The 26,832-nt window shown below is 72.2% G+C and carries 23 protein-coding genes and 1 pseudogene; 12 read left to right on the top strand and 12 right to left on the bottom strand.

Annotated elements, in window-relative coordinates; translation table 11 throughout:
* Positions 1-4: 4 nt before the first annotated feature.
* The gene (locus AC07DC_RS18800) at positions 5-1,129 is read right to left on the bottom strand and encodes a hypothetical protein (RefSeq protein WP_478915524.1); all 1,125 of its coding nucleotides are present in this window, start codon (positions 1,127-1,129) and stop codon (positions 5-7) included.
* 303 nt (positions 1,130-1,432) lie between these two features.
* Here AC07DC_RS18800 and AC07DC_RS18805 point away from each other — a divergent pair, with 303 nt between their 5' ends.
* A complete protein-coding gene (locus AC07DC_RS18805; protein ID WP_478915525.1) occupies positions 1,433-2,635 on the top strand; it encodes an amino acid deaminase/aldolase in 1,203 nt (400 codons plus the stop codon).
* 39 nt (positions 2,636-2,674) lie between these two features.
* Here the strand turns inward: AC07DC_RS18805 and AC07DC_RS18810 are convergent, their stop codons facing one another.
* Both AC07DC_RS18810 and AC07DC_RS18815 read right to left on the bottom strand, forming a co-directional pair.
* Complete coding sequence (locus tag AC07DC_RS18810; protein WP_478915610.1) at positions 2,675-3,610, bottom strand: DUF2510 domain-containing protein; 936 nt, start codon at positions 3,608-3,610, stop codon at positions 2,675-2,677.
* Between the two features lie 136 nt (positions 3,611-3,746).
* Positions 3,747-4,691, bottom strand: coding sequence for a LysR family transcriptional regulator (locus AC07DC_RS18815; RefSeq protein ID WP_478915526.1), 945 nt, complete (start codon positions 4,689-4,691; stop codon positions 3,747-3,749).
* Positions 4,692-4,762: 71 nt separating this feature from the next.
* On the opposite strand from AC07DC_RS18815, the gene AC07DC_RS18820 reads away from it, so the two are divergent.
* Positions 4,763-5,881, top strand: coding sequence for a TDT family transporter (locus tag AC07DC_RS18820; protein ID WP_478915527.1), 1,119 nt, complete (start codon positions 4,763-4,765; stop codon positions 5,879-5,881).
* Here AC07DC_RS18820 and AC07DC_RS18825 read toward each other — a convergent pair.
* The 3 genes and pseudogenes from AC07DC_RS18825 to AC07DC_RS18835 form a co-directional block, all read right to left on the bottom strand.
* Positions 5,850-6,590, bottom strand: a complete 741-nt coding sequence (locus AC07DC_RS18825) for a helical backbone metal receptor (RefSeq protein WP_478915528.1) — start codon at positions 6,588-6,590, stop codon at positions 5,850-5,852. The genes AC07DC_RS18820 and AC07DC_RS18825 overlap by 32 nt on opposite strands.
* Before the next feature lie 68 nt (positions 6,591-6,658).
* On the bottom strand, positions 6,659-8,461 hold the full coding sequence (locus AC07DC_RS18830) for an ABC transporter permease/substrate binding protein (RefSeq protein WP_478915529.1): 1,803 nt from the start codon (positions 8,459-8,461) through the stop codon (positions 6,659-6,661).
* A gap of 19 nt (positions 8,462-8,480) precedes the next feature.
* Positions 8,481-9,338 (bottom strand): annotated as a pseudogene (locus tag AC07DC_RS18835) (quaternary amine ABC transporter ATP-binding protein); the annotation flags it as partial.
* A 251-nt stretch (positions 9,339-9,589) separates the two neighbouring features.
* On the opposite strand from AC07DC_RS18835, the gene AC07DC_RS18840 reads away from it, so the two are divergent.
* The 10 genes from AC07DC_RS18840 to AC07DC_RS18885 all read left to right on the top strand — a co-directional run bounded on the left by AC07DC_RS18840 (position 9,590) and on the right by AC07DC_RS18885 (position 19,061).
* Complete coding sequence (locus tag AC07DC_RS18840) at positions 9,590-10,537, top strand: 5'-3' exonuclease (RefSeq protein WP_478915530.1); 948 nt, start codon at positions 9,590-9,592, stop codon at positions 10,535-10,537.
* A gap of 254 nt (positions 10,538-10,791) precedes the next feature.
* Positions 10,792-12,177 carry an ATP-binding protein gene (locus tag AC07DC_RS18845; RefSeq protein WP_478915531.1) on the top strand — a complete coding sequence of 462 codons (1,386 nt, stop codon included), beginning with the start codon at positions 10,792-10,794 and terminating at the stop codon, positions 12,175-12,177.
* Complete coding sequence (locus tag AC07DC_RS18850; protein WP_478915532.1) at positions 12,174-12,596, top strand: roadblock/LC7 domain-containing protein; 423 nt, start codon at positions 12,174-12,176, stop codon at positions 12,594-12,596. The genes AC07DC_RS18845 and AC07DC_RS18850 overlap by 4 nt, the downstream gene beginning before the upstream one ends.
* Positions 12,593-12,949, top strand: coding sequence for a DUF742 domain-containing protein (locus AC07DC_RS18855; RefSeq protein ID WP_478915533.1), 357 nt, complete (start codon positions 12,593-12,595; stop codon positions 12,947-12,949). The genes AC07DC_RS18850 and AC07DC_RS18855 overlap by 4 nt, the downstream gene beginning before the upstream one ends.
* On the top strand, positions 12,924-13,538 hold the full coding sequence (locus AC07DC_RS18860; RefSeq protein WP_478915534.1) for a GTP-binding protein: 615 nt from the start codon (positions 12,924-12,926) through the stop codon (positions 13,536-13,538). The genes AC07DC_RS18855 and AC07DC_RS18860 overlap by 26 nt, the downstream gene beginning before the upstream one ends.
* Positions 13,535-14,779, top strand: coding sequence for a cytochrome P450 family protein (locus tag AC07DC_RS18865; protein ID WP_478915535.1), 1,245 nt, complete (start codon positions 13,535-13,537; stop codon positions 14,777-14,779). Before AC07DC_RS18860 ends, AC07DC_RS18865 begins: the two co-directional genes overlap by 4 nt.
* On the top strand, positions 14,776-16,008 hold the full coding sequence (locus AC07DC_RS18870; RefSeq protein WP_478915536.1) for a cytochrome P450 family protein: 1,233 nt from the start codon (positions 14,776-14,778) through the stop codon (positions 16,006-16,008). Before AC07DC_RS18865 ends, AC07DC_RS18870 begins: the two co-directional genes overlap by 4 nt.
* Positions 16,009-16,192: 184 nt before the next feature.
* Positions 16,193-17,260, top strand: coding sequence for an alpha/beta fold hydrolase (locus AC07DC_RS18875; RefSeq protein ID WP_478915537.1), 1,068 nt, complete (start codon positions 16,193-16,195; stop codon positions 17,258-17,260).
* Positions 17,261-17,384: 124 nt separating this feature from the next.
* Positions 17,385-18,101, top strand: coding sequence for a peptidoglycan editing factor PgeF (pgeF, locus tag AC07DC_RS18880; RefSeq protein ID WP_478915538.1), 717 nt, complete (start codon positions 17,385-17,387; stop codon positions 18,099-18,101).
* A 108-nt stretch (positions 18,102-18,209) separates the two neighbouring features.
* Entirely contained in the window at positions 18,210-19,061 is an 852-nt protein-coding gene (locus tag AC07DC_RS18885; protein WP_478915539.1) for a siderophore-interacting protein, read from the top strand.
* 66 nt (positions 19,062-19,127) lie between these two features.
* Here AC07DC_RS18885 and AC07DC_RS18890 read toward each other — a convergent pair whose 3' ends face one another.
* The 6 genes from AC07DC_RS18890 to tatC form a co-directional block, all read right to left on the bottom strand.
* Positions 19,128-19,907 (bottom strand): ABC transporter permease, encoded by a 780-nt coding sequence (locus AC07DC_RS18890; RefSeq protein ID WP_478915540.1) that lies wholly within the window; start codon positions 19,905-19,907, stop codon positions 19,128-19,130.
* Complete coding sequence (locus AC07DC_RS18895; RefSeq protein ID WP_478915541.1) at positions 19,904-20,923, bottom strand: ATP-binding cassette domain-containing protein; 1,020 nt, start codon at positions 20,921-20,923, stop codon at positions 19,904-19,906. The genes AC07DC_RS18890 and AC07DC_RS18895 overlap by 4 nt, the downstream gene beginning before the upstream one ends.
* 196 nt (positions 20,924-21,119) lie before the next feature.
* Positions 21,120-21,806 carry a PadR family transcriptional regulator gene (locus AC07DC_RS18900; RefSeq protein ID WP_478915611.1) on the bottom strand — a complete coding sequence of 229 codons (687 nt, stop codon included), beginning with the start codon at positions 21,804-21,806 and terminating at the stop codon, positions 21,120-21,122.
* Between the two features lie 176 nt (positions 21,807-21,982).
* Positions 21,983-24,799, bottom strand: coding sequence for a DEAD/DEAH box helicase (locus tag AC07DC_RS18905; protein ID WP_478915542.1), 2,817 nt, complete (start codon positions 24,797-24,799; stop codon positions 21,983-21,985).
* 105 nt (positions 24,800-24,904) lie between these two features.
* Positions 24,905-25,792, bottom strand: coding sequence for a diacylglycerol kinase (locus AC07DC_RS18910; protein ID WP_478915543.1), 888 nt, complete (start codon positions 25,790-25,792; stop codon positions 24,905-24,907).
* A gap of 62 nt (positions 25,793-25,854) precedes the next feature.
* Positions 25,855-26,781 carry a twin-arginine translocase subunit TatC gene (tatC, locus tag AC07DC_RS18915; protein WP_478915544.1) on the bottom strand — a complete coding sequence of 309 codons (927 nt, stop codon included), beginning with the start codon at positions 26,779-26,781 and terminating at the stop codon, positions 25,855-25,857.
* Positions 26,782-26,832: the final 51 nt, after the last annotated feature.

Consider the following 26,832-nt stretch of genomic DNA (forward strand, 5'->3'; position numbering starts at 1 on the left):
CTCATCAGGACGCCCCCGGGGACGACTCGGTGCCGGCCGCCACGGCCTTGCGCAGCCGGGCGTCGAGGTCGGCGGCGAGGACGAGGGCGTCGGTGCCGAGACCGGCCTGGGCCGGCGCCGAGGTGGCGCCCTTGGCGGTGGCTTCGGCGGCCGGCTGGGGTTCGGGGACCCGGCGGCCGTCCGCGAAGCCGCTCACCGCGTAGACCACGACGGGAAGGGTCGCGGAGACGGTCACCGTCCAGCTGGCCCGCTGCGCGTCGCCGAAGGAGGCGGCCGCGGTACCGGGGAAGGCGACCGGATGGGGCATCAGATCCATGCGGGAGCCGAGGTGTTCGCTGCTCCAGCGGTGATTCAGCGCGCTCATGCCGGCGGCGTCGCCGCCGGTGACGAGCAGGCCGACCGTGGTGACGCGGCTGGAGGTGGCGTCGACGTAGGTGGCCCGCAGGACCTGGACGCACCCCACGGGGGCCAGCACCTTCGCCAGCAGCGGGTCGAAGGCTCCCGCGCAGCCGGCGGCCGGGGCGACGCCGATGCGCGTGTAGGTGCGGTCGGCGCCCCCGGGTCCCGCGCCCGGCCGGCTCACGACGGGCGGCAGGAGGGTGTCGACCGGCACGCTGTGCCACAGGTCGCCGGCCCGGGCGTACGCCCCCTGCGTGGGCCCGACCGCGGCCGGATCGTGGTTGATCAGGGCCCCTGTCGCGGCGCCGGTGAACAGTCCGAGGCCCAGGACGAGGCAGAGCGCCGACGCGGTCCGGCTCGCGGCCGTCCGCGGACGGCGGGCGGGCGGCGCGGGCACCGTGAACGGCTCGGGTACGGCGGGTGCTTCGGGTCCGGCGGGCGCTGCGGCGTGCCGCCGCGGCGGCATCGGCGGCGCGGCGGGGCGCGGTGGCTCCCCGGGCTGCGAGGGGAACGCCGGCGCGGCGGCCGGGGGTGCGGCGGGTGGCGGCGGCACGGTCGGCGGCGCGGGCGTCCGGTCTCCCTGCGGATCCTGCGGGCGGCGGGCGGCGATGGGCTCGCGGGCCGCCGGGCGGTGCACGGGCCGCGGCGGAGTCGTCGGGTACAGCGGGGGAAAGGCGGGCGGCCGCGGGGCCGACGGCTGCCCCGGTCCGTTCTCGACCCCCGTGCTCACCGATGCCCCCTCGCGATGTCCGTACGTGGCCTGGGCGCCACTCTACGGGCTCCGGCCGTGCCGCGGATCGGGGGCGGCGCAGGTCGCGGGGGGTACCGCTCGCCGAGTGCCGCCACGGCCGCCGCAGACCCGGCGGTAACGGGATGTTCCACCCCGGGGGCAACCCCGGAGCAACCCCGGAGCAGTCCCAGAGCAGCCCCGGAGCGTTCCCGGACTCCCCCGGACCGGCCGCGGGCCGCCCGGGACCCGCCCGTGACCCGTGACCCCTACCGTTCGGTAGTCGCCGTCTGGCAAGCTGCGCGCATGTCTCATCCCGCAGCCGACCGCGTCCGGTACGACCGGGCCACCGCCCATCTCGACGCCCCGGTCGCCATCGTCGACCTGGAGGCGTTCGACGCCAACGCCGCCGATCTGACGCGCCGGGCCGGCGGGAAGCCGATCCGGGTGGCGTCCAAGTCGGTGCGGTGCCGGGCGCTGTTGGAGCGGGTGCTGGCCCGTGAGGGGTTCGCGGGCATCATGTCGTTCACCCTGGCCGAGTCGCTGTGGCTGGCGCGGGCGGGCTTCGACGACGTGCTGCTGGCGTATCCGTCCGCCGACCGCGACGGCTTCGCGGAGCTGGCCGCGGATCCGAAGCTGGCCGCCGCCGTGACGGTGATGGTCGACGACATCACCCAGCTGGATCTGATCGACGCGGCCCGCCGCGGCGGCTCGGAGCGGGTCCGGGTCTGTCTGGAGCTCGACACGTCCCTGCGGATGCTGGGCGGCCGGGTACGGATCGGCGCCCTGCGCTCCCCGCTGCGGGAGCCCGCGCAACTCGCCGAGCTGGCACGGGCGATCGCCCGCCGGCCCGGATTCCGGCTGGCTGGGATCATGGCGTACGAGGGCCATGTGGCCGGGGTCGGCGACTCGCTGGCGGGACGGCCGCTGCGCTCGCGGGCGATCCGGCTGATGCAGTCCGCGGCCCGCAAGGAACTGGCGGTCCGGCGGGCCGAGGTGGTGCGGGCGGTACGCGCCGTCGCGCCCGAGCTGGAGTTCGTCAACGGCGGCGGGACCGGCAGCGTGCAGCACACGGCGGCGGAGGACGCGGTCACCGAGATCGCGGCCGGCTCCGGGCTGTTCGTACCACGGCTGTTCGACAACTACACGTCGTTCCGGGGGCGTCCGGCGGCGCTCTTCGCGCAGCCGGTGGTGCGCCGTCCCGGGGTGGGCGTCGTGACCGTGCTGGGCGGCGGCTATCCGGCGTCGGGCGCCGCGGGCGCCGACCGGCTGCCCGTGCCGTATCTGCCGCAGGGCCTGCGCTACGACCCGCAGGAGGGTCCCGGCGAGGTGCAGACGCCGCTGATCGGATCGCCCGCGGACGATCTGCTGATCGGCGACAAGGTGTGGTTCCGGCACGCCAAGGCCGGGGAGCTGTGCGAGCGCTTCGCGGAGCTGCAGCTGGTGGAGGGCGACCGGGTCACGGCGACGGTGCCGACCTACCGGGGCGAGGGCAAGACGTTCCTGTGAACGTCCCGGCCCCACCTCCGGTGGCCGGCGGGCGCGCGGTCAGACGCCGGTGCCGCCCGTGCCGCCGGAGCCACTGGCGGCCTTGATGCCCTTGGTGATCTGGTCCATCACGTCCAGGCCGGGGGCCTGCGCGTTGATGTCGAAGCCGAAGCGGACCACGACGAGCTGCTGGGGGTTGGCCGGTGACGGGAAGACGAGCGACTCGACGTAGCCGTCGTCGCCGACCTTCGTCACGACCTGCCAGCGCACCAGGTACCCCTGCTTCCCCGCGACGGTGACCGCCTGCGACAGCAGTTCCTTGTGGGAGGTGAGCCCGCCCTCGTAGGACTGCTCCGCGTTGAGCGGGATGTCCTCCTTGGCGGCGGCCTCGGGCGTGGTGCTCTTGAGCTTGTACGCCGCGGCCGGCACGGAGAACACGCCACCGCGGACGCACTTCTTGGCCGGGTCGGAGACGCACGGGTAGCCGCCGATGGTCAGCCCCGCGCCGCCGGCGCCCGCCTTGCCCTGCCAGCCGGGCAGGATCGGCAGGCTGACCTTGTCGAGTGCGTCCACGACGACACCGCTGGTCTTGGGTGCCTGGCTGGGATCCGGGCCGGGGCTCTGTGTCGGCCCGCCCGACCCTCCGTTCGGCCCGCCGTCCGCGTTCGGCGCGCTCGTGGACGGGGACGCCTGGTCCGAGCCCTTGCCGTCGCCGCTGTCCTTCAGCATGACGACGCCGCCGATCACACCGCCGACCAGGACGAGGACGGCGATGATGCCGATCGCGATCGCCCCTCCCCTGCGGGCGGGCGGGACCGGCCCGCCGGCGCCGGGATAGGCGGCGTAGGACGGAATGCCGGGGGCGGCGGCCTGGTCGGCCGGGGTCTGGGCGGTCCGCGTGTACTCGCTCCACGCGGTGCCGTCCCACCACCGTTCCAACGCCGGGCCGTTGCCTGTGTGCCCGGGCTCTGGATACCAGCCGGGCGGGGTCGTCATGGTCACGGCCGTCACCCTATGGCCACTGCATGAGAATCCCGTAAGCCCGGCGGTTACAGGCAGGTCACGCGACCGGCCGGCGGTGCGCCGGGCAGCGCGCCGCACGTCCCACCGCACGTCATGCCGGCACGTCCCGTCACGCCGGCCGGCGGGTGAGGGACAGCAGGTCGCGGGCGGGTCCCGTCGGGCGGTGGCCGGTGGGCCAGACGGCGCGCAGGACGCGTTCCAGCGCGATGCCCTCCACCGGGACCTCGATCAGCCGGCGGGCGGTCAGCTCGTCGGCGACGGCCAGTTCGCTGAGTACGGCCGGGCCCGCGCCGCTCAGGGTGGCCCCCTTGAGCGCGGTGGTCGACGCGAGTTCGAGCAGCGGTACGGCCAGGCCGCCGTGTGCGGCGAGGGCTGCGTCCAGCACCTGGCGGGTGCCGGAGCCCTGCTCGCGCAGGATGAAGGCGGTGGCGGCGAGTTCGGCCGCGGACAGCGGCTTGCGCCGCCGCGCCCAGGGGTGCGCGGGCGCCACCACGACGACCAGCCGGTCATGGGCGACGACCACCGCGTCCAGGCCGCCCGGCACATCCAGGCCCTCGACGAATCCGAGGTCGGCGCCGCCGCTGATGACGCGTTCCGCGACGGCCGTCGAGTTCCCCGCGTACAGCGACACCGCGGTGTCGGGATGCCGGCCGTGCAGCACGATGAGCCAGCCCGGCAGCAGGTACTCGGCGATGGTCATGGACGCCGCGACCCGCAGCCGGGAGTCGCGGCGGGTGCGCAGCGCCCGCGCTCCGGCGTCGAACGCCTCCGCCGACTCCACGACCCGGCGGGCCCATTCGGTGACCAGCGCGCCCGCGTCGGTGAGGGTGGACCCGGTGGGCGAACGGTTCACCAGCGCGACGCCCAGCTGCCGTTCGACGGCCCGCACCCGGCTGCTCGCGGCCGGCTGGCTGATGCCCAGCTCGCGGGCGGCCCGGCCGAGGCTGCCGAGCCGGGCGACGGCGAGCAGCAGCTCCATCGCGCCGAGGTCGGGCACCCGGTGGGCCAGGCCCGCCCGGGGGGCGCGGTCACCGGTGTTTTCGTCGGAACTCATAAGTCCAGGTTATGCCCCCATAGAGACAGCCCGCCTTCCGGCCGGGCCGCCGGTCGGGGAGCGTAAGGGGCATGGCAACCCTCGCCCCTGTGCGCGCCCGCGCTCTCCACGATCTGGAGATCCGCCCCGGCGCCCTGCGTCACCTCGGACCCAACTGGTACGCCACCGTGATGGGCACCGCCATCGTCGCGAACGCGGGCGCCGCCCTGCCGCAGCACGTCCCTGGCCTGCACGTCGCCTGCACGTTCGTCTGGGCGCTCTCCGCGGTGCTGCTGGCGGCGCTGCTCACCGCCCGCGCCGGGCACTGGCTCCGCCACGGCGACCAGGCCCGCCTGCATCTGCTGGACCCGGCCGTCGCCCCGTTCTACGGCTGCCTGCCGATGGCGCTGCTCGCGGTGGGGGGCGGCACGCTGAGCCTGGGCTCCCCCGTGATCGGGCGGACGGCCGCGATCGCCGTCGACTCCGTGCTGTGGACCGCGGGCACCGTCAGCGGGCTGTTCATCGCGGTGGCGGTCCCGTATCTGATGATCACCCGGCACCGCGTCGAGCCGGGCAGCGCCTCTCCCGTCTGGCTGCTCCCGGTGGTGGCACCGATGGTGTCGGCCGCGCTCGGCCCGGCGCTGGTCGCGCAGCTGCCCGCCGGCCAGTGGCAGGAGGCGATGCTGCTGGGCTGCTACGCGATGTTCGGGCTGAGCCTGCTGGGCACGCTGACGATGCTGCCGCTGATCTGGTCCCGGCTCGTGCAGCACGGGCCGCTGCCGCTCGCGCTGACCCCGGCCCTCTTCCTGGTTCTGGGCCCGCTCGGCCAGTCCACTACCGCCGTGGGCCAGCTCGCCGATGTCGCACCGGGCGTCGTCCGGGCACCGTACGCGGCGGCCATGAGCGGGTTCGCCGTGCTGTACGGGGTACCGGTGATGGGCTTCGCCCTGCTCTGGCTGGCGCTGGCGGCGGCGCTGGTGGTGCGGGCGGCGCGCCGCGGAATGCCGTTCGCGATGACGTGGTGGGCCTTCACCTTCCCCGTCGGCACCTGCGTCACGGGCGCCGCGGGGCTGGCCCGGCACACCGGCCTCGACGCCTTCGGGTGGCTCGCGGCCGGGCTGTACGTCTTCCTCGTCGCGGCCTGGGCGGTCGCGGGTGCGAGGACGGTGCGCGGGCTCCTCAGTGGAGCGCTGCTCGCAGCGCCTCGCTGATCGCGGCGGGCGCGGCCCTGAGCGAGGGGCCGTACCAGGTGAGGTGGCGGCCGCCGACGAGTGCGGCGGGCAGGCCGGGAAAGGCTTCCGGGCCGTCGTCGGCGGTGAAGGCGTACGGCTCGTCGGGCAGCACCACCAGATCGGCGCCGGCGGCGCGCAGCTCCTCGACGGGGATCCGCGGATAGCGCTCGCCGTGCGCCGCGTAGACGTTGTCCACGCCCAGCCGGGCGAGGAGATCGCCCGCGAAGGTGTCCCGGCCGAGCACCATCCAGGGCCGCCGCCAGATCGGGACGACCGCCCGCAGCCGCCGCTCGGGGACAAGCAGCGAGCGCCAGGCGGCCTCGGCCTCGTCGAGCCAGCCGGGGCGCCGCAGACCGCAGCCGTCGACCAGCACCCGGTGGAGTTCGCCGAAGGCCTGGTCGAGGTCGCGGATCTCGGTGACCAGGACGGGGACTCCGGCGGCCCGCAGCTCGGCGAGGTCCGGCGCGCGGTTCTCCTCCTCGTTGGCGATCACGAGGTCGGGCGCGAGAGCGATGATCCGGGCGGTGTCGGGGTTCTTGGTCCCGCCGATCCTCGTCACGTCGAGACCGGCCGGGTGGTTGCACCAGTCGGTCGCGCCGACCAGCAGCCCGGGGGCGGTCTCCGCCACCGCCTCGGTGAGGGAGGGGACAAGAGAAACCACGCGCCGTACGGCAGGACGATTCGTCACCGGCCCACCGTACGGCGCGCGATGGGCCGCCCGGCGCGCGGTGCAGGTCGCGCGGCCGGGCGGCCGGTTCAGGAAGCCACCGGGGCCATCTTGTCGATGACGCCGGGGTTCTTCTTCAGCCAGGCGCGTACGCCGTCCTGCTCATGGCCCTGTCCCGCGTCCTGGATGGCCGCTTCGAGACTGGTCAGCTGCGCTTCGCCGAGCTTGAAGTCCTTGAGCCACTGGGCGATCCGCGGCTCCTTGGCGGCGAAGCCCTTGTGGGCGAGGGTGTGCACGCCGTCGCCGGCGCCCCAGGCGGCCTTGGGGTCCTTGAGCTTCTTCAGGTCGTACTTGCTGTAGGCCCAGTGCGGGGACCACAGGGTGACGACGACCGGCTCCTTGGCCTTCAGCGACCGGTCGAGCTGCGCGAGCATGCTCGCGGTGCTGCCGGTGGTGACCTGGTACTCGCCGTCCAGGCCGTACTCCTTGAGGACCTTGTCGTTGAGCATCTTCATCATGCCGGCGCCCGGCTCGATACCGATGATCCGGCCCTTGAACTTGCCGCCCTGCCCCTTGAGGTCCGCCAGCGAGTCGACGCCCTTGACGTAGGAGGGAACGGAGAGTTCCAGGGAGGTCGGGCCGTACCAGGAGCCCAGGTCGTCCAGGTTCTCCTTGTACTTGTCCCAGTACGACTGGTGGGTGGTCGGCAGCCAGGCGTCGGTCTGGAAGTCCACCTTCCCGGCGGAGAGCCCGGTGTAGAGCGGGCCGACGTCGTACTGCGAGAGCTTCGGCGTGTAGCCGCGCTCCTCCAGGGCTTCCTTCCACAGGTAGCTGGAGGCGATGCCCTCGTCCCAGGGGATGTAGCCGATGTTCACCGGGCGCCCGTTGCCGACGTTCTTGCCCGCGGCGGCGGTGTTCGTGTCGGCCGAGCCGCCGAAGATGTTCACGCCGCCCGCGACGAGGGCGAGGACGACCACGCCGACGACCGCGACGCTGGTGTGCGGCCGGTAGTTCCAGACGCGGATGCCGCGCAGCGCGGTCAGCGCCGCGGTGGCGCGGCGGCCGAGCGGTGAGACCCGGGTGCCGAGCGAGGCGGTCATCCGGTCCAGGTACATCGCCAGGATGACGACGGAGATCCCGCCCTCGAAGCCCAGCCCGACGTTGACCTGGCTGATCGCGGTGAAGACCGAGGCACCCAGGCCGCCGCCGCCGACCATGCCGGCGATCACGACCATGGACAGGCCCAGCATGATGACCTGGTTGATGCCCGCCATGATGGTGGGCAGCGCCAACGGCAGCTGCACCCGCAGCAGGGTGTTGCGCGAGGTGGTGCCGAACGCCTCGGCGGCCTCGATCAGATCGCCGTCGACCTGCCGGATACCCAGCTCGGTCATCCGGACGCCCGGCGGGATCGCGAAGACGATGCAGGAGATGACGCCGGGCACCTGGCCGACGCCGAAGAAGAAGATGCCCGGGATCAGATAGACGAAGGCGGGCATCGTCTGCATGAAGTCCAGCACCGGCCGCAGGATCGCGCTGACGGTGCGGTTGCGGGCCGCCCAGATGCCGAGCGGAATCGCGAGCACGACGGTGATCACGGTGGCGACCAGCACCAGCGACAGCGTCGCCATCGCCTGGTCCCACTGCTCGATCGAGTCGATGAGCGCGAAGCCGGCGAAGGTGAGCACGCCCGCCGTCACCCCGCGCAGCCACAGGGCGAGGACCGCGAGGATCCCGGCGAGCAGCAGCGGTGCCGGCGCGCCGAGCACGGCGTCCAGGCCGTCGTACATACCGGACACGACGTTGGTGATGATGTCGAAGAGCCAGGCGAAGTGGTCACGGAGGAACGTGACGGCGCTGTCGATCCAGTCGCCGAGATGGAGCCTAGGCATCGGCCGACTCCTTTCCGAAGGGGCTGTCCGGGGTGCCGGCGGAGCCCGCGCTCACGCCCGCCAGCGCCCGGCCGCGGTCCACGTCCTCCATGAAGGAGGCGACGTAGGAGTCGGCGGGCTGCAGCAGCAGTTCCTCGACGGTGCCGTTCTGGACGATCCGGCCGTCGCGCATCACCGCGATCCGGTCCCCGAGGCGCACCGCCTCGTGGGGGTCGTGTGTGATGAAGACGATGGTCTTGTGCAGGGTCTTCTGCAGATCCAGCAGCTGCTGCTGCATCTCGCGGCGGATCAGCGGGTCCAGCGCGCTGAACGCCTCGTCCATCAGCAGGACGGGGGCTTCGGTGGCGAGCGCACGGGCCAGGCCGACCCGCTGCTGCATACCGCCGGAGAGCTCGTCGGGCCAGGACTTCTCCCAGCCGCCGAGTCCGGTGAGCTCCAGTGCCTCGCCGGCCCGGCGCTCACGCTCGGCACGGGCGACGCCCTGCACCTCGAGACCGTAGGCCGCGTTCTCCAGGACGCTGCGGTGCGGGAAGAGCGCGAAGTGCTGGAAGACCATGCTGATGCTGTGCGAACGCACCCGGCGCAGCTCGGTGTCGTTCAGCGCGGTGAGGTCCTGGCCGTCGAACAGTACGCGTCCGGCAGTGGGCGGGAGCAGTCCGTTGAGCGTGCGCAGGAGGGTGGACTTGCCCGATCCGGACAGGCCCATGACGACGAAGACCTCGCCCTCCTGCACCTCGAAGGAGGCATCGATCACAGCTGGTGTGACGCCGTCCTCGCGCAGCTCGTCGCGGTCCGCACCGGCTTCGAGCCGGCGGACCGCTTCTTCGGGCTGTCGCCCGAAGACCTTGTACAGATGCTCAACTTGCAGCCTTGACACATATACCTCGCGGCTCGCAGGAAGAGCGACGCACAGCCCCCGCTTGTGGGTCGCTCACTTCAAGACCGGCGGCTGCCCCCCTTTACACAAACCAAACCCACCGGTGACTCAGGTCACATCTCGTCACATTCGGGACCATCGCACGGCTGAGGTCCTCGTACGGCCGGGATCACCCGGTCCGGGGCCACCGTTGCCGGACGCGCCGTGCAGCGCGCCGGAGTCACCCCGCGCGGGCGTGCCATGCTGGCCGCGTGACTGACGCGCGCCCGAACAAGCTGCTCCTGCTCGACACCGCGAGCCTGTACTTCCGCGCCTACTTCGGCGTCCCGGAGTCGGTGAAGGCACCCGACGGCACGCCCGTCAACGCGGTGCGCGGACTGCTGGACTTCATCACCCGGCTCGTCACCGACCACGCCCCCGACGAGATCGTCGCCTGCATGGACGCCGACTGGCGGCCGCAGTGGCGGGTCGACCTCATCCCCTCCTACAAGGCGCACCGCGTCGCGCAGGAGGCGCCCGAGGGTACGTCGGGGCCGGACACCGAGGAGATCCCCGACACGCTCTCCCCGCAGGTCCCCGTCATCGAGGCCGTCCTCGACGCCGTCGGCATCGCCCGGGTCGGCGTGCCGGGCTACGAGGCGGACGACGTCATCGGCACCCTCGCCGGCCAGGCCCTGTGGGCGACGGACATCGTCACCGGCGACCGCGACCTGTTCCAACTCGTCGACGACGCCCGCGGCGTGCGCGTGCTCTACCCCCGCAAGGGCGTCGGCGACTGCGACTTCATCACCGAGGACGTCATCCTGGAGCGCTACGGCGTCCGCGCCGACCAGTACGCCGACTTCGCGGCGCTGCGCGGTGACGCAAGCGACGGCCTGCCGGGGGTGAAGGGCATCGGCGAGAAGACCGCCGCGCAGCTCATCACCGAGCACGGCGACCTCGCCGGGGTCCGGCGGGCCGCCGCGGATCCGGTCTCCAAGCTCACCCCCGCCAAGCGCAGGGGCATCCTGGAGGCTTCGGCCTACCTGGACGTCGCCCCCAAGGTCGTCACGGTCGCCCCCGACGTCCCCCTCCCCCCGTTCAACCCGGCGCTCCCCAGCGAGCCGGCTGACCCCGAGGTCCTCGAATCCCTCGCCGTCCAATGGGGCCTGGGCAGCTCGCTGATGCGCCTGCTGGACGCGCTGGCCGAGGCGCACTAGAGGCTGCGCCGGGGTCCGTCGCCGGCGCCGCCCAACTCCTTCGGTCAGCAACGGGGTTACCACGCGTAGCACGGCGCGCCGCCGACACACACTCCGACACTTCGGACAGATCCAGTCCACGAATGGCTAAATTCGAAAGGATCTTCCCTCAAAACAGTGCGGGATCAGTCGGTCGCGGTGTGTACTGTGCGGATCCGCTTTCCGGGCGGACTGCACCGTTCCCCTCGCTCCCTGATCTCCCTGAGGTCCATTCGATGATGGAAATACCGGACCTGGCCGCCGGCGGCCTGGCCGCCGGGACCGTGTTGGCGTTCGTCCTGGGGGGCGGGCTGTGGCGCTCGCGCCGTCACCGGGCCCGGCAGGGCGAGGAGATCGCCGCCCTGCGCTCCCATCTGGACGGCGCGCGGCAGGAAATCGGCCGCTCCGCCGACGCGTTCACCGCCGAGATCGTCCATCTGGCGAACCAGCGCATGCCGGCGGAGGCCACCCGCGCCGCCCACCCGCACATCCAGGTGCCCGGCCCGCTCCACCCGGAGCTCGCCGGCACCGGGCTGGGCGCCGGGCTCGACAGCGTCTTGGACGGGCTGCTGACCGCCATCGCGCAGGAGCGCAAACGGGTCGACGCGGCCGCCCGCGCGGGCATGCGCGGCGCCACGCGCGACATCCAGGCCGGGCTGTACCGGCTGCAGGACGTGCTGCGCGGCATGCAACAGCGCTACGACGACCCGGAGTTGTCGCAGACGCTGTTCGCGCTCGACCACGAGAACGAGCAGTCGCTGCGGCGCGCGCAGGTCACCGCCGTGGTGTGCGGGGCCTGGGTGGGGCTGGCCCGCGAGGAGTCCCACCTGGTGGAGGCGGTGACAGGTGGCCAGTCCCGGCTCGTCGGCTACCACCGGGTCCAGATCCACAACCACCTGGAGTCGGGCATGGCGCTCGTCTCGCACGCCGTCGAACCCGTCGCGATCATCGTCGCCGAACTCCTCGACAACGCGCTGCGGCACTCCGCCCCGGACACCGAGGTCACGGTGAACCTCGAACGGGCCCACCACGGCGTCACGGTCACCATCGACGACGCCGGGGTCGGCATGGCCACGGACGAACGGGCCTACGCGCAGCGGATGGTGGCGGGACGCGACCCGATCTTGCTGTCGGAGCTGGGCGACCCGCCCCGGATGGGGCTGGCGGCGATCGGCCAGCTGACCCGGAAGTTCGACCTGTCCGTCGACCTGTCGTCGCCGTCGCCCTACGGCGGCGTCCGTGCGGTACTGCTCGTCAAGAACCACCTGCTCAGCCGGATCGACCCGGTAGAACGGCCGCCCGCGGCCAGCACCCCTCGCTCCACCCGCCCCGAGCTGTCGGCGGAACCGCGGCCCGTGCCGCATGCCAAGGCGCAGCCGCCGGCGCACGTCGCCACGCGCGACTCCGCCGCCATCACCCACGAACCCGCGCCGGACGGCGACGCCCTGCCGCAGCGCCGCCGCCGGGCCCGCGCCGACGTCGTGCCCGCCCAGGCCGCGGCGGAGCCGGCCGCGCCGCGCGTGCGCACCCCCGAGGAGGCGGCCGCCGCGCTCGGCGCCCTGCAGTCCGGGACCGCCGCGGCGCGATCCGCACTCGAAACCGAAGGGAACGACCCGCGATGACCAGCCGAGAAGCCGGTGACACGGCGTGGGTGCTCGACCCGATCCTGGAGATCCCGCACGTCCGGGCGGCCGTTCTGCTCACCAGGGACGGCCTGGTCTCCGGATTCTCCGCGGCACTGTCCCAGGCAACCGCGGAGCGCACCGCCGCGATCACCAGCACGGTGCAGGGCGCGTGCCGGGCGGCGGCCGCGGCCTTCGCGGACCAGGACGAGGCGCAGATCCGCCAGATCGTCATCGAGTCCGACCACGGCTACATCCTGGTCGCGCCCACCACGCACGGCACGGTCGTGGCCGCCTTCGGCGACCCGGAGGTACGGCTGGACCTGCTCGCCCACCGGGTGCACTCGCAGGTGGCACGGCTCGGCGAGAAGGCGATGGCCGCCGCGCCCCGGGGAGCCGATGGCGGCTCTCCGGTATGACGGGCCGCCGGAGCGGCCGCCCTCTGGTCCCCGCGTATCTGTCCACCGGCGGGGTGGCGCGGCCGAGCCGCAACAGCCTGGAGCGCCTCTCGGTGCTGACCGGCGAGAAGCACGTCCCCGACGGGCTGCCCGCCGCCCGGCACGCGCTGCTGAAGGCGCTGGACGGCGGCTCGCTGACCGTGGTGGAGGCCGCGGCCCTGCTGGAGCTGCCGGTCTCCGCCGTACGCGTCCTCGCCGCCGATCTGATCGATCTGGGGCTGGTGAGCGCCCGCCCGCCGGTCCCCGTGGCCGCCCTGCACGACCCCGACCTGTTGAAGAGAGTGGCCGATGGCCTCCGCGCCCTCAAGCAGTAGCACCGGCACCGACGGCCTGCACCTGCCGGACAGCGCCCGCGACCTGGTGAAGATCCTGGTCGCGGGCCCCTTCGGGGTGGGCAAGACCACGCTGATCGACTCGGTCTCGGAGATCCGTCCGCTGCACACCGAGGAGCACATGTCCGAGGCGTCGGTCCAGGTCGACGACCTGGCCGGGGTGCGGGACAAGACCACCACCACCGTCGCCATCGACTTCGGGCGGATCAGCCTGGCGGGGGGCGTCGTGCTGTACCTGTTCGGCACCCCCGGCCAGGAGCGCTTCCGCTCCCTGTGGGCGGACATCGCCTACGGGGCGCTCGGCGCGCTCGTGCTGGTCGACACCCGTCGCATCGACGACTCCTTCGACGTACTCGGCCTGGTGGAGGAGACGGGGCTGCCGTACGCCGTCGCGCTCAACACGTTCCCCGACTCGCGGCCCTACACCGAGGACCAGCTCCGCCGTTCCCTGGATCTGGATCCCGGCACACCCATGGTGAGCTGCGACGCCAGGGACGCGAACTCCTCCATCGACTCGCTGCTCGCCCTCGTCCAGCACCTGATAGCCCGCGACCGTCCGGAGACCTGGTGAACCCCTCTCCCTACCCCGCCCCCGCCGAGACCTTCTCGCTGTCCGCGCCGGTGCGCCTGTGGGAGGACGGCTTCGCCGCCGACCCGCACGCCTACTACGCGACGCTGAAGGCCCAGGGCCCGATCGGCTGGGCCGAACTCGCCCCCGGGATACCCGCGTACGTGGTCACCGACCGCCGCGCCGCCCTCGAAGTGCTGCACGACCCGGAGACCTGGTCGCACGACCCCAGGCCCTGGGAGGCCACGGTCGCCGAGGACTCGCCGATCCTCGGCATGATGCGCTGGCGGCCCAACTCCCTGTTCTCCGACGGCGACACGCACATCCGCTACCGCCGCACCCTGATCGACGCGTTCGACCTGGTGGAGCCGCACGATCTGCGCGAGCGGGTGCACCACGCGGTGGACGTGCTGGTGAACCGGTTCGGCCCCGCGGGCAGCGCCGACCTCGTCGCCGACTTCGCCCGCCCCCTGATGTCGCTGATCTTCAACAACCTCTTCGGCCTGCCCGACAGTGAGAGCGGACGCCTCGAAGCCGCGCTGGGCATGATGATGGAGGGCGGGGCGGAGTCCGCCCAGGGCGAGGCCGAGTACGGCAGTTACGTCATGGGGCTCGTCGGCGCCAAGAGCGCGCAGCGCGGCGAGGACCTGACGAGCTGGCTGCTGGACCACCCGCTGGCGCTGACGCCGGAGGAGGTCGTCTGGCAGGTCTTCCTCACCCTGGGCGCGGGCCACGAGCCGAGCGCCAACCTCGTCTCCAACGCGCTCTCCCGGATCCTCGGCAACCCGGCCTACTACTCGACGCTGACCAGCGGTTCGCGGCCGGTCATGGAAGCGGTCGTCGAGGTGCTGCGGTACGAGACCCCACTGGCGAACTACGGCATCCTCTACGCCCGCGAGTCGCTGAGCTTCCACGGTGTCTGGGTGCAGGCGGCCGTCCCCGTCGTCGTCTCCTACGGCGCCCTCGCGCTCTTCTCGGAGCAGGAGTTCGCCGGGACCCACCACCCCCGCGACGCCTCGCATCTGTCGTGGTCGGCCGGTGAGCACGCCTGCCCCGTCAAGCAGCACGCCCTGCTGATCGCCACCGAGGCCATCGAGCGACTCACGCAGTGGCTGCCCGACCTGACGGCGACCACCCCCCGCGAGGACCTCACCTGGCGTCCAGGACCTTTCCACCGCTCCTTGAAGGCCCTTCCCGTCCGCTTCACCCCGCGCATCCCCGACCAGCCTGGAGACCGAGCATGACCGTGTCCCCCCGTGTGGCCATCGACCCGTTCGGCGCCGACATCCCCGCCGAGAGCGCCCGGTTGCGCGCCCTCGGACCAGTGGTGGCCGTCGAGCTGCCGGGCGCCATCCCCGCCTGGGCGCCCACCGGCTACGACACCCTCAAGGCCCTGATCCTGGACCCCCGGGTCAGCAAGGACCCCCGCAAGCACTGGTCGCTCTACCCGGAGATCGGCGAACACCCGGCCTGGGGCTGGATCATGGGCTGGGTCGGCGTGGTCAACATGCTCTCGACGTACGGCCCGGACCACACCCGGCTGCGCAAGCTCGTCGCCCCCAGCTTCACCGCCCGGCGCACCGAGGCGATGCGCGCCCGGGTGGAGCAGATCACCGCCGAGCTCCTCGACCGGCTCGACGCGTCGGGTGCTTCGGGCGAACCGGTCGATGTACGGGCCGGCTACGCGCACCCGCTGCCCATGCAGCTGATCTGCGAGCTGTTCGGGGTCCCGGACGACCTGCGCGAAGACACCGGCCGGCTGATCGCCGCCATCATGGACACCTCCGATCCCAGCCCGGAGCACGCCGCGTCCGTCCAGCAGCAGATCGGCACCGTGCTGCCCGCGCTCATCGGCTACAAGAGCGAGCACCCCGGCGACGACATGACCACCGAGCTGATCAAGGTCCGTGACGAGGACGGCGACCGGCTCAGCGACGAGGAGCTGCTCTACACCCTGCTGCTCGTCATCGGCGCCGGCTTCGAGACCACCGTCAACCTCATCGGCAACGCCGTCGTCGCGCTGCTGCAGCACCCCGAGCAGCTCGCGGCCGTCCGCGCCGGCGAGATCGGCTGGGAGGGCGTCATCGAGGAGGTGCTGCGGGTCGCGCCGTCCATCGCCTCGCTCCCGCTGCGGTTCGCCGTCTCCGACATCACCATCGAGGGGGTGACGATCCCGGCGGGCGACGCCATCGTCACCACGTACGCCGCCGCGGGCCAGGACCCGGAGCACTACGGGCCGGGCGCAGCCGAGTTCGACGCGGCCCGCAAGTCGGACGACCACCTCGCCTTCGGCATCGGCGTCCACCGCTGCATCGGCGCCCCGCTGGCCCGGATGGAGGCCCTCACCGCGCTCCCCGCGCTCTTCGAGCGCTTCCCCGACCTCCAACTCGCCGTCAAACAGGATGAGTTGCAGCAGGTCCCGTCCTTCATCGCCTACGGCTGGCAGGAGATCCCGGTCCGGCTGCACGGCTAGGGCCTGTCCGGCGGACCACGGCCGCGGCGCTGCTCCCGCGGGAGTACGCGCCGCGGACCGGCTGCCGCGGACGAAGTACGGCCGGCCCCTCCTCGCGCCGGACGCGGCGGAGGGCGGCCGGGGGCGAGAGTGGTCCGCGGGGCGGAGCGCCCCCGACGGACCACCGACGACCGGGACAGCCGCCTTGGAACACGCACGCACCAACGAAGAGTCCGACGCGGACACCGCCGCGGAGGCACTGGGGTCGCCGCCCGACCCGGACCCGGACCCGGACCCGGCCCCACGGCGCTCCCGGCTGCGGTGGTGGGTCCGGCGTACCGCCCTGGTCTGTGCCGCACTGCTGGTCGTGGTGACCGCCGCGTCGTTCGCGTACAACGGGTTCACCTCCGACCGGGCGGCGCCGCCGCCGGGGCTGACGTACGTGGAGGCGGCCGGTATCCACACCCGCTACGAGACGTGGGGGCAGAAGGGCTCGCCGGTCGTCCTGGTGCACGGGGCCTTCGAATCGGCCGACACCTGGTCGCGGCTGGCCCCGCTGCTGGCCCGGGACCACCGGGTGTACGCCCTGGACCTGACCGGCTCGGGATACAGCGAGCGGAGCGGCCCGTACACCGTCGACCACTTCACCCGGCAGCTGCTGGGCTTCCTCGACGCCATGCGGCTGGGCGGTCCCGGTGAGCGCCCGATTCTGGTGGGCCACTCCAGCGGCGCCGCGATGGTCGCCGAGGCCGCGTTGCGCGCGCCCGGACGCGTCGGCGGGGTGATGCTCCTCGACGGCGACGCCCTCGACACGGGCGCCGGCCCGCCGCCCGGGCTGCACTACGTGCTGATCGATCCGTACCGCACGAGCCTGCTGCGGCTCGCGCTCGGTTCCGACTGGCTGATCCGCAAGGTGTACGACGCCCAGTGCGGGCCCGGCTGCCCGCGCCTGGACAGTGCGGGCGTGGACCAGTGGCGGCGGCCGCTGCGGGTGGCGGGCGCCGAGGGCGCCCTGTGGAGCATGCTGGGCGAGGGCGTACCCGGAATGTCCGCGGACCGGCTGGCGGGGCTGCGCGCGGTGGACGTTCCCAAGGCGGCCGTGTTCGGCGCGCAGGACGACGTGTTCAGCGAGCAGACGCCGGCCGAGACCGCGGAACGCATCGGGGCCCCCGCCCCGACCCTGATCCCCGGGGCCCGCCATCTGACGATGATCTCCAGCCCGGACGCGGTCGCCGCAGCGGTGGAAGCGCTCGCCGGCCGCACGGCACGCTGATCCGCCGGCCGGCCACACCGCGGCCGATCCGCCCCCGCCGGGCGCCCGGCGGCGGGCCGTCGCTCCGGCCGGTACCGGCCGAACCCGTACGCTGCTGGCACAGGTCGACCGAGGGAGACAGCGCATGGAACTGGCGCCACGAGTGCGGTACGCGGTCACCGACCGGCACGGCGGGGTGAGCAGGGCCCCGTTCGACAGCAGAAACCTCGGCGGGGCCACCGCCGACGACCCGGCCGCCGTCCGCCGCAACCGGCAGCTGACCGCGTTCGAGCTGGGGCTGGACGCCTCCCGTGTCGTCCTGATGCGCCAGGTGCACAGCGCGACGGTGGCCGAGGTGACCGCGCCCTTCGGTCCGGACGCGCCGCCGGTCGACGCCGTCGTGACCTCCGAAGTCGGCCTGGCGCTGGCCGCGCTGGCCGCCGACTGCGCCTCGGTCCTGCTGGCCGACCCGGTGGCCCGGGTCATCGGCGCCGCGCACTCCGGACGGGTGGGAACGGTGGCCGGCATCGTGCCGGCCACCGTCGACGCCATGGTCGCCAAGGGCGCCGACCCGGCCCGGACGGTCGCCTTCATCGGACCGACGGCCTGCGGCAAGTGCTACGAGGTTCCCGACGCCATGCGCGAGGAGGTCTGCGCCACGGTCCCCGAGGCGTGGGCCACCACCACGCAGGGCACCGCAGGACTGGATGTACGGGCGGGCATCGCGGGGCAGTTGGCCCGCGCCGGGGTGGCCCAGGTCCGGCACGACCCGCGCTGCACCATCGAGTCGAAGGAACTGTTCTCGTACCGGCGGGAGCAGACCACCGGACGGTTCGCCTGTTACGTCTGGTTGACGCTGTAGCGCGTCATCGACCGATCCCGGGACACCGCCCACACAACGGACCAATCGGTTAGGCTTACCTAAGTTGTGTCCGAGGTACCCAGGTGAACGAGAGGGTGGGAAGAGTCCATGGCGGACCGTCCGGCGCGCAGGACCCCGAAGCTCAACCGGGCGCGCGTACTACGCACCGAACGCATCACCCCGCACATGATCCGCGTGGTGCTCGGTGGCGAGCAGCTCGCGGGCTTCGGCGCGGGCGAGCACACCGATCACTACATCAAGCTGCAGTTCCCGGTGGACGGGGTCGCCTACCCCGAGCCCATGGACCTGGAGACGGTCCGCCGGGACTTCCCGCGCGACCAGTGGCCGCGTACCCGCACCTACACCGTGCGCGCCTGGGATCCGCAGGCGGTGGAGTTGACCGTCGACTTCGTGCACCACGGCGACGAAGGCATCGCCGGCCCGTGGGCGGCCCGTGTGCAGCCCGGCGAGGAAGTGCTGTTCGGCGGCCCCGGCGGCGCCTACTCGCCCGGTGAGGACGCCGACTGGCATCTGCTCGCCGGTGACGAGAGCGCGCTGCCGGCCATCGCCGCGTCCCTGGAGGCGCTGCCCGAGGGAGCGCTCGCGAAGGCGTTCATCGAGGTGGCGGGTCCGGAGGAGGAGCAGGAGATCATCCCGTCCGGGAAGGCGGACATCGTCTGGCTGCACCGTGGCGACCGGCCGATCGGGGCGGCGCTCGTCGAGGCGGTGCAGGCCCTGGAGTTCCCGCCGGGCACCCCGCAGGCCTTTGTGCACGGCGAGGCGACGTTCGTGAAGGAGCTGCGGCGCCATCTGCGGATCGACCGCGGTCTGGAGCGCGAGCAGCTCTCCATCTCGGGGTACTGGCGGCGCGGCGCCGACGAGGACGGCTGGCAGGCCTCGAAGCGCGAGTGGAACCAGCAGGTCGAGCAGGAGCAGGAGTCGGTTCCGGCCGGTTCCTGACGTCGGACGCGCCCACGGCGGCCGGGCCCGGATGTTCCGGGCCCGGCCGCCGTGTTCGCACCGTCCTCAGACCGACTTCTGGTACGCGCGGAAGGTGCGGGTGGACAGCCACACCGCGGCCACCGCCAGCGCCAGAAGCGCGCCGCCGCGGCTGAGCACCGAGCCCCAGTCGGGGTCGGCGGCCATCGCCGAACGGCCCGCCACCAGAGCCCAGTTGACCGGGTTGAAGTCGGCGATGTGCCGCATCCACGACGGCATCAGCGTCACGGCCATGAAGGCCGAGGACAGGAACGTCAGCGGCAGCAGCAGGAAGGTGTTGATGCCGATGATGCTCTCGCGCTGCCGTACCAGCATGCCGAGCGCGTTGGAGAACGCGCCGAACACCGTACCGAGCAGGATCGACGCGAAGACCAGGATCAGCAGTCCGGTGATGCCGCCCGGGTAGTCGGCGCCGCCCAGCTTGCCCAGCAGCACGATCACCACGGACTGCAGTGCGGTGCTGATGCCCTGCTGCACCACATTGGCGTTCATCAGCGCGGTCCGGCTGACCGGAGTGACGAGGAAGCGGTTCAGCGTGCCGCGTTCGATCTCCTCAAGGGTGCCCATGCCCGCCCACATGCTGGAGGACAGGGCGCTCATCACCACCACGCCCGGCACCAGGTAGTCCAGGTAGGACGTGGTGCCGAAGCCGCCCAGCTCGACGACCTTGCGGAACAGCGAGCCGAAGAGGAACAGCCAGATCACCGGCTGGACCAGGGTGATCACCAGGAAGGCCGGCTGCCGCAGGATGGCCATGAGCTGGCGCTGCGTCATGTACCAGGTGTGGTTCAGGGTCGCCGTACTCATCGGGCACCTCCAGCGGTGGCCGGGACGGGGGCGCCGTCACCGGTGTCGGCGTCCGCGAAGCGGCGGCCGGCGTAGCGCAGATAGACATCGTCGAGGGAGGGCCGGGCCACGGTCACCGAGGCGACGGCCGCGCCCTCGCGTTCGAGGACAGCGAGCACGTGCGGCACCGCGGAGGGGCCGTCGTCGGCGCGGGCCCGCAGGTGGCGGCCGTCGACGACCGCCTCGCGGACGCCCGCGAACTCCGACAGCGCCGTCTCCAGCAGCCGGGCGTCGACCGGACCGGTGTCCTCGCGCAGCACCACCTGGACGGCGTCGCCGTGCAGTTCGCCCTTCAGGTCGTCGGGCGTGCCCTCGGCAACGATGCGGCCGCGGTCCACGATCGCGACGCGCTCGGCGAGCCGGTCGGCCTCTTCCAGATAGTGGGTGGTCAGCAGGATCGTCAGGCCCTCGTCGCCGGCCAGCCGGGCGATCTCCTCCCACATGGCGGTACGCGCCTCGGGGTCGAGACCGGTGGTGGGCTCGTCCAGGAAGAGCACCTCGGGCCGGTGGACCAGTCCGATGGCCACGTCCAGCCGGCGCTGCATGCCGCCGGAGTACGTCTTGACCAGCCGCTTGGCGGCATCGGTGAGGGCGAAGCGGTCCAGCAGTTCATCGGCCCGCCGGGTCAGCGCGGCGCCTCGGAGCCCGTAGAGCCGCCCCTGCAGGAGCAGGTTCTCCCGGCCGGTGGCGACCGGGTCGGCGCCGGACTTCTGCGCGACCACGCCGATGGCCCGGCGGACCCGGTCCGGATGGCGCAGCGCGTCATGGCCCGCGACGGTCGCGGTCCCGGAATCGGGACGGGCGAGCGTGGTGAGGATCTTGACGGTGGTGGACTTGCCGGCGCCGTTGGGGCCCAGCAGCCCGAAGACCGTGCCGGCCTCGACCGTGATGTCCATACCGTCAAGGGCCTTGATGCCGCCGGGATAGGTCTTGGTCAGGTTGTGCGCCGCCACAGCGGGCGCGCGAGTGGTCGTCATGACGTTCCTCCGCATATCGGTGTTCGGTGTCCGCCGAACCGATCGCGGGAAGGGGGCCGGGCTATCCTGGGTGTGCCGCACCTGGATCGCCTGGCACCTGCTTCGCGCGGTTGTCCGGCCGATGGGTTACGCCTCCGGTGTCCGCTGTTCCCGCAGCGGGCGCCGGAGTTGTCGTTCTGAGCGTCGTATATCGAGGTCAGAGCTCTTTCATGTGCTCCCGGAACTGTTCGCCGATCCCGGAGTCGGTGACCTGCTTCTCGATCTCCGCCCATTCGCCGGGGATCTCGCCGCTCTGCTGCCAGGACCGCCATTCGGCGAGGCCGGAGATGGTTCCCTCGGCCAGTTCTGCGAGGAAGCCACGCGTCCAGGCGATCTCCGCCTCGATCATGTGGACCTGGTACTCGGTCTCGATGAGGAACATCCGGGGCAGGTCCCCGTCCAACTTGCCGAGCACCCCGCGGATCGCGGCCACCTGAATCTCCAGCTTGGCGACCCGCTGTCCGAGCAGACCGATCGCCTCGTCCGGCGGCAGCATCAGGATGAGCGAGAGCGCCGCCTCATAGGCGGGATACTCCCGCACCGGCACGGCCACCAGATCGGCCAGCCAGTCATGCATCTCCACCCGGCCGTCCGCGGTCAGACCGTACATCGTCCGCTCCGGGCGGTTGCCCTGCCGATGAGTCCCGGCGACCTCGACGAAGCCGTGCTTCTCCAGGTTCTGGACGACGGTGTAGAGCGAGCCGTAATTGATCTTGATGCTCTGCTCCTTCCCCCGCTGCCGGAGCACCTGCGCGATCTCATACGGATGCATCGGCCGCTCCCCCAGCGTGGCCATCACCGCCAGCGCCAACGGATTGGACAGCTTCCGCCGCTTCGCCATCATCGTCACCTCGCTCCCGGATATCCGTGGCCGAGCATATCGCGTGTACGCGAGTCCGACAAGCACGATACATCGCGAGTTTGACGCAATGCGCGCAAGCTGAGGCCATGCCACGGCACACCAAAAAAACCCCGCCCGCCGGTAAATCCGGCGGGCGGGGTGGCGGGTACCGCCTGGGCTCAGCCCACTGAGGAGTAGGACACGACGCCTCGGCGTAGTGCCTCTACGGCTTTGCGGGCGTTTTTGCGGACCGGGCTGTCGGCGGGGGCTGCGTCGGAGATCTGGCCGAGGACGTCGATGACCTGCTTGCACCAGCGCACGAAGTCGCCGGCCGGCATCTCCGCGTCGCTGAGCACCGCGTCCAGGCCGTGGCCCGACGCCCAGCGGTAGACCGGCCAGGCGAAGCCGAGGTCCGGCTCGCGCTGGCCGACGCCCTCGGTCTGGTGGATCCGGTGGTCCTCCTCCAGCGCGTCGAGCCGGCCCCAGATCCTGACCATCTCGGCGAGCGCCTCCTTGGCGTTGCCGGTCGGGAGCTTGGGCGCCATCGCGTCGTCGGACTGCCGTGCCTCGAAGACCAACGCCGAGACGCACGCCGCCAGTTCGGCCGGGCCGAGGCCGTCCCAGACGCCCTCGCGCAGGCACTCGCTGGCCAGCAGGTCCAGCTCGCCGTAGAGCCGGGCCAGCCGCTTCCCGTCGGGGGTGACCTGCTCGCCCTTCAGGTAGCCGAGCTCGGTGAGGAGCCCGCAGATCCGGTCGAAGGTGCGGGCGATGGTGTTGGTGCGGCCCTCGATGCGCCGCTCCAACTGCTTGGTGTCGCGCGCCAGTCGGTGATAGCGCTCGGCCCAGCGGGCGTGGTCCTCGCGCTCGTCGCACCCGTGGCAGGGGTGCGCGCGGATCTCGGTGCGCATCCGGGCGATCTCGGTGTCGTCGGCCGCGGCCGCCCGCGACCTGCGGTGCCGCTCCGGCTCGAAGTGACCGGCCTTGGTCCGCATCGCGGAGGCCAGGTCCCGACGGGACTGCGGGCTGCGCGGGTTGAAGGACTTCGGGATCCGCATCCGGTCGACGGCTTCGACCGGAACCGGGAAGTCGATCTGCGCGAGCCGCTTGACCTGCCGCTCGGCGGTGAGCACCAGCGGACGCGGGCCGTCCAGGCTGTCCTCGTGCCGCCGGTGGCCGGGGCTGCGGCCGGCCGGGATGCCGGGTTCGAGCACCAGGGCGAGACCCATGTACTTGCCCGCCGGGACATGGATGATGTCGCCCGGCTTGAGCTTCTCCAGCGCGTCCGACGCGGCGGCACGGCGCTGGGTGGCGCCCTGTCGCGACAGTTCGGCCTCGCGCTCCTTCAACTGGCGGCGCAGCCTCATGTAGTCGTCGAAGTTGCCGAGGTGGCAGGTCATCGACTCCTTGTAGCCGTCGAGCCCCTCCTCGTTGCGCTGCACCTGCTTGGAGATCCCGACGACCGACCGGTCGGCCTGGAACTGCGCGAAGGAGGTCTCCAGCAGCTCCCGCGAGCGGTGCCGCCCGAACTGGCCGACCAGGTTGACCGCCATGTTGTACGACGGCTTGAAGGACGAGCGCAGCGGATACGTCCGGGTACCGGCCAGTCCCGCGACGGCGCCCGGGTCGAAACCGCGCTGCCACAGCACGACGGCATGGCCCTCGACGTCGATACCGCGGCGGCCGGCCCGGCCGGTCAGCTGGGTGTACTCGCCGGGGGTGATGTCGGCGTGCGTCTCGCCGTTCCACTTGACGAGCTTCTCGAGCACCACGGAGCGGGCCGGCATGTTGATGCCCAGCGCCAGGGTCTCGGTGGCGAAGACCGCCTTGACCAGGCCCTTGAGGAACAGCTCCTCGACGACCTCCTTGAAGGTCGGGAGCATGCCGGCGTGGTGGGCGGCGACGCCGCGCTCCAGGCCCTCCAGCCACTCGAAGTACTTCAGGACGTGCAGGTCCTCGTCCGGGATGGCCTTGGTGCGCTCCTGGACGATGGCCCGGACCCGCTCCCGGTTCTCGTCGCTGTTCAGCCGCAGCCCGGCGTAGAGGCACTGCTGGACGGCGGCCTCGCAGCCGGCCCGGCTGAAGATGAAGGTGATGGCCGGCAGCAGCCCCTCGGAGTCGAGCCGCTCGATCACATCGGCGCGGCTCGGCGTCCACACCCTGCCGCTCGACCGGCGCTCGCGCTCGCGGTCCGCCTCGTAGCCGCGCTTGTTCCGGTCGCGGGGGTGGACGGTCCGCTGGTTCTCCATCCGGGCGAGGCGTACGAGGTCGGGGTTGACCTCGCGGCGGGCGGCCTCGGCGGCGCCCTCCTTCTCCTCGAAGAGGTCGTACATCCGGCGGCCGGCCAGCACGTGCTGCCACAGCGGTACCGGACGGTGCTCCGAGACGATCACCTCGGTGCTGCCGCGCACCGTGTCGAGCCAGTCGCCGAACTCCTCGGCGTTGGAGACGGTCGCCGACAGCGACACCAGCGTCACGGACTGCGGGAGGTGGATGATCACCTCTTCCCAGACGGCGCCGCGGAAGCGGTCGGAGAGGTAGTGGACCTCGTCCATCACGACATAGCCGAGGCCGTCGAGGGCCGAGGATCCGGCGTAGAGCATGTTGCGCAGTACCTCGGTGGTCATCACGACCACCGGTGCGTCGCCGTTGACGCTGTTGTCACCGGTCAGGAGGCCGACCTTGTCCGCGCCGTACCGCTTGACGAGGTCGCTGAACTTCTGGTTCGACAGTGCCTTGATCGGTGTGGTGTAGAAGCACTTGCGGCCCTCGGAGAGGGCGAGGTGGACGGCGAACTCGCCGACAATGGTCTTTCCGGAGCCGGTCGGCGCAGCGACCAGCACTCCGCTTCCGGCCTCCAGAGCCTGACATGCCGCGATCTGGAACGGATCCAGGTCGAAGTCGTACAGCGCGCGGAACGGCGCGAGGGCAGTGGCCTGATCGGCCGCGCGACGCCGGTCTGCGGCGTAGCGCTCGGCGGGGGACATCTCATCGGTCATCTTGCCACCGAGCGTACCGGCCCCCACTGACACACCGCGTGATCTTTTCTTCGTACCGGCACCCGGACCCGCGACGGACGGGCACATGACCAGCACGGTCGGACATCAGACCAGCAGCCGCAGGGCCCCCGGCACCGTCACGGCGGTCATCGGCAGCGGCCCGATCCGCTCACCGTCCGCGTACCCCGTCACATCGTCCGCGGCCAGCCGCACCCGTGCCGCCCGGTGCACGGTGACCTTCGGATGGCTGGGATGCGTCCCCCGGTAGACCCGGGGGAAGACCGTCAGGAGCGTGGTGCGGCTGCACGGCCCGACCACGGTGACGTCGAACAGCCCGTCGTCGAGGAGCGCGTCGGTGCAGATCCGCATCCCGCCGCCGTACGACGACCCGTTGCCGACCGCGATCAGCGTCGCCTCGATCTCCCGCTCCGGGCTGTCGTCGAGCTGGATGCGGTACCGGATCGGGCGCAGGGCGGCGAGTTCGGCGAGCATCGCGACGTCGTAGCGGAAGCGTCCGGTGGGCCGGCGCATCCGGTTGCCGCGGTCGTTGACCCGAGAGTCGAAGCCGGAGGCCAGTACGGTCCCGAACCAGCGGTCGCCGACCTTGCCCAGGTCGACCGCCCGGGTACGCCCTTCCTTGAGCGCGTCGGCGGCCGCCTGGCCCGCGGCCGCGGGGTCCCGGACGGGCAGCCCGGTGGCGCGGGCGAAGTCGTTGCCGGTGCCGACCGCGATCACCCCCAGCGGGGTGTCGGTGCCGGCCACCGCCTGCAGGGCCAGCGAGACCATCCCGTCGCCGCCGACGGCCACCAGTGCCCCGGTCCCGGCGGCGACCGCCTCGCGGACCCGCACCAGGGCGTCCGCGGCGTCCTGGCCGACGACGGTACGGACGGTGAACCCGGCGTCACGCATCGCGCGGGCGGCCGGCTGCGCGGCATGCGCGCCCCGGCCGCGTCCTGCGGTGGGATTGACGAAGAGGGTGATGTCGCTGGTCACGCGCGGACCCTACCGCGGGTGATCACCCGCGTCGAGGTCGAGGGCGTGGGCGAGGGTCGAGGTCAGGTGGCGTCGTCGAAGTCGTCGGTGGGACGGTCCGACGCGGACGGGGTGGGTGCGGCGCCGACCTGCTCGGGGATGTGGTCGAGGCTGGACGCCTCGTCGTCGTCGAGCGAGAAGTCCGGGTCGGCCTCGCGGCGGCGGCGCTTGCGCAGGTCGTTGAAGAACGCGATCCCCACGGCCCCGAAGTACAGGAACACGATCGGAGCGGCGAGCAGCGACATCGAGAACGGGTCGCCGGTGGGGGTGGCCACCGCGGCGAAGATGGTGATGCCGAGGACCATCACGCGCCACCAGCCGAGCATGCGCTTGGCGGTGAGCACTCCGGTGAAGTTCAGCAGGACCAAGAGCAGCGGCAGCTCGAAGGCGCAGCCGAAGACGATGATCATGCGCACGACGAGGTCGAGGTAGTCGTCGAGCGGGAACAGGTTGCGCGCGTCGTCGACCGTCAGGTCGATCATGATCTGCGCGGTCTGCGGCAGGATCACGTAGGCGAGATAGCCGCCGCCGAGGAAGAGCGGTACGCCCGCGGCGACGAAGGAGATCGCGTAGCGCTTCTCCTTGGTGTGCAGTCCCGGCGCGAGGAACGCCCAGAGCTGGTAGAGCCAGATCGGCGTCGTGGCCACCAGGCCTGCCATCAGGGAGACCTTCATCGCGATCGCGAAGGGGCCGGTCAGCCCGTTCACGGTCATCTCCGCGCACGGCTGGCCGTCGGCGCCCTTGATCTGGCCGTTGACACAGCCGACGGACTTCAGCACCGGGTGCATGAAGAATTCGATGATGTCGCGGTAGAAGAACGACGCGACGATGGTGACGATGATGATCGCCAGTACCGACTTCAGCAGCCGGTTGCGCAACTCGCGCAGGTGATCCGCGAGCGGCATTCGCCCTTCGGGATCCTTCTCCTGCTTGCGGGCAGACTTGAGCACCCACGTCCTCGTCTCGTGCGGCAGCCGTCAGCGGCTTGTTGCGAACCGGTA

The organism is Streptomyces sp. NPDC045021 (assembly GCF_056432645.1).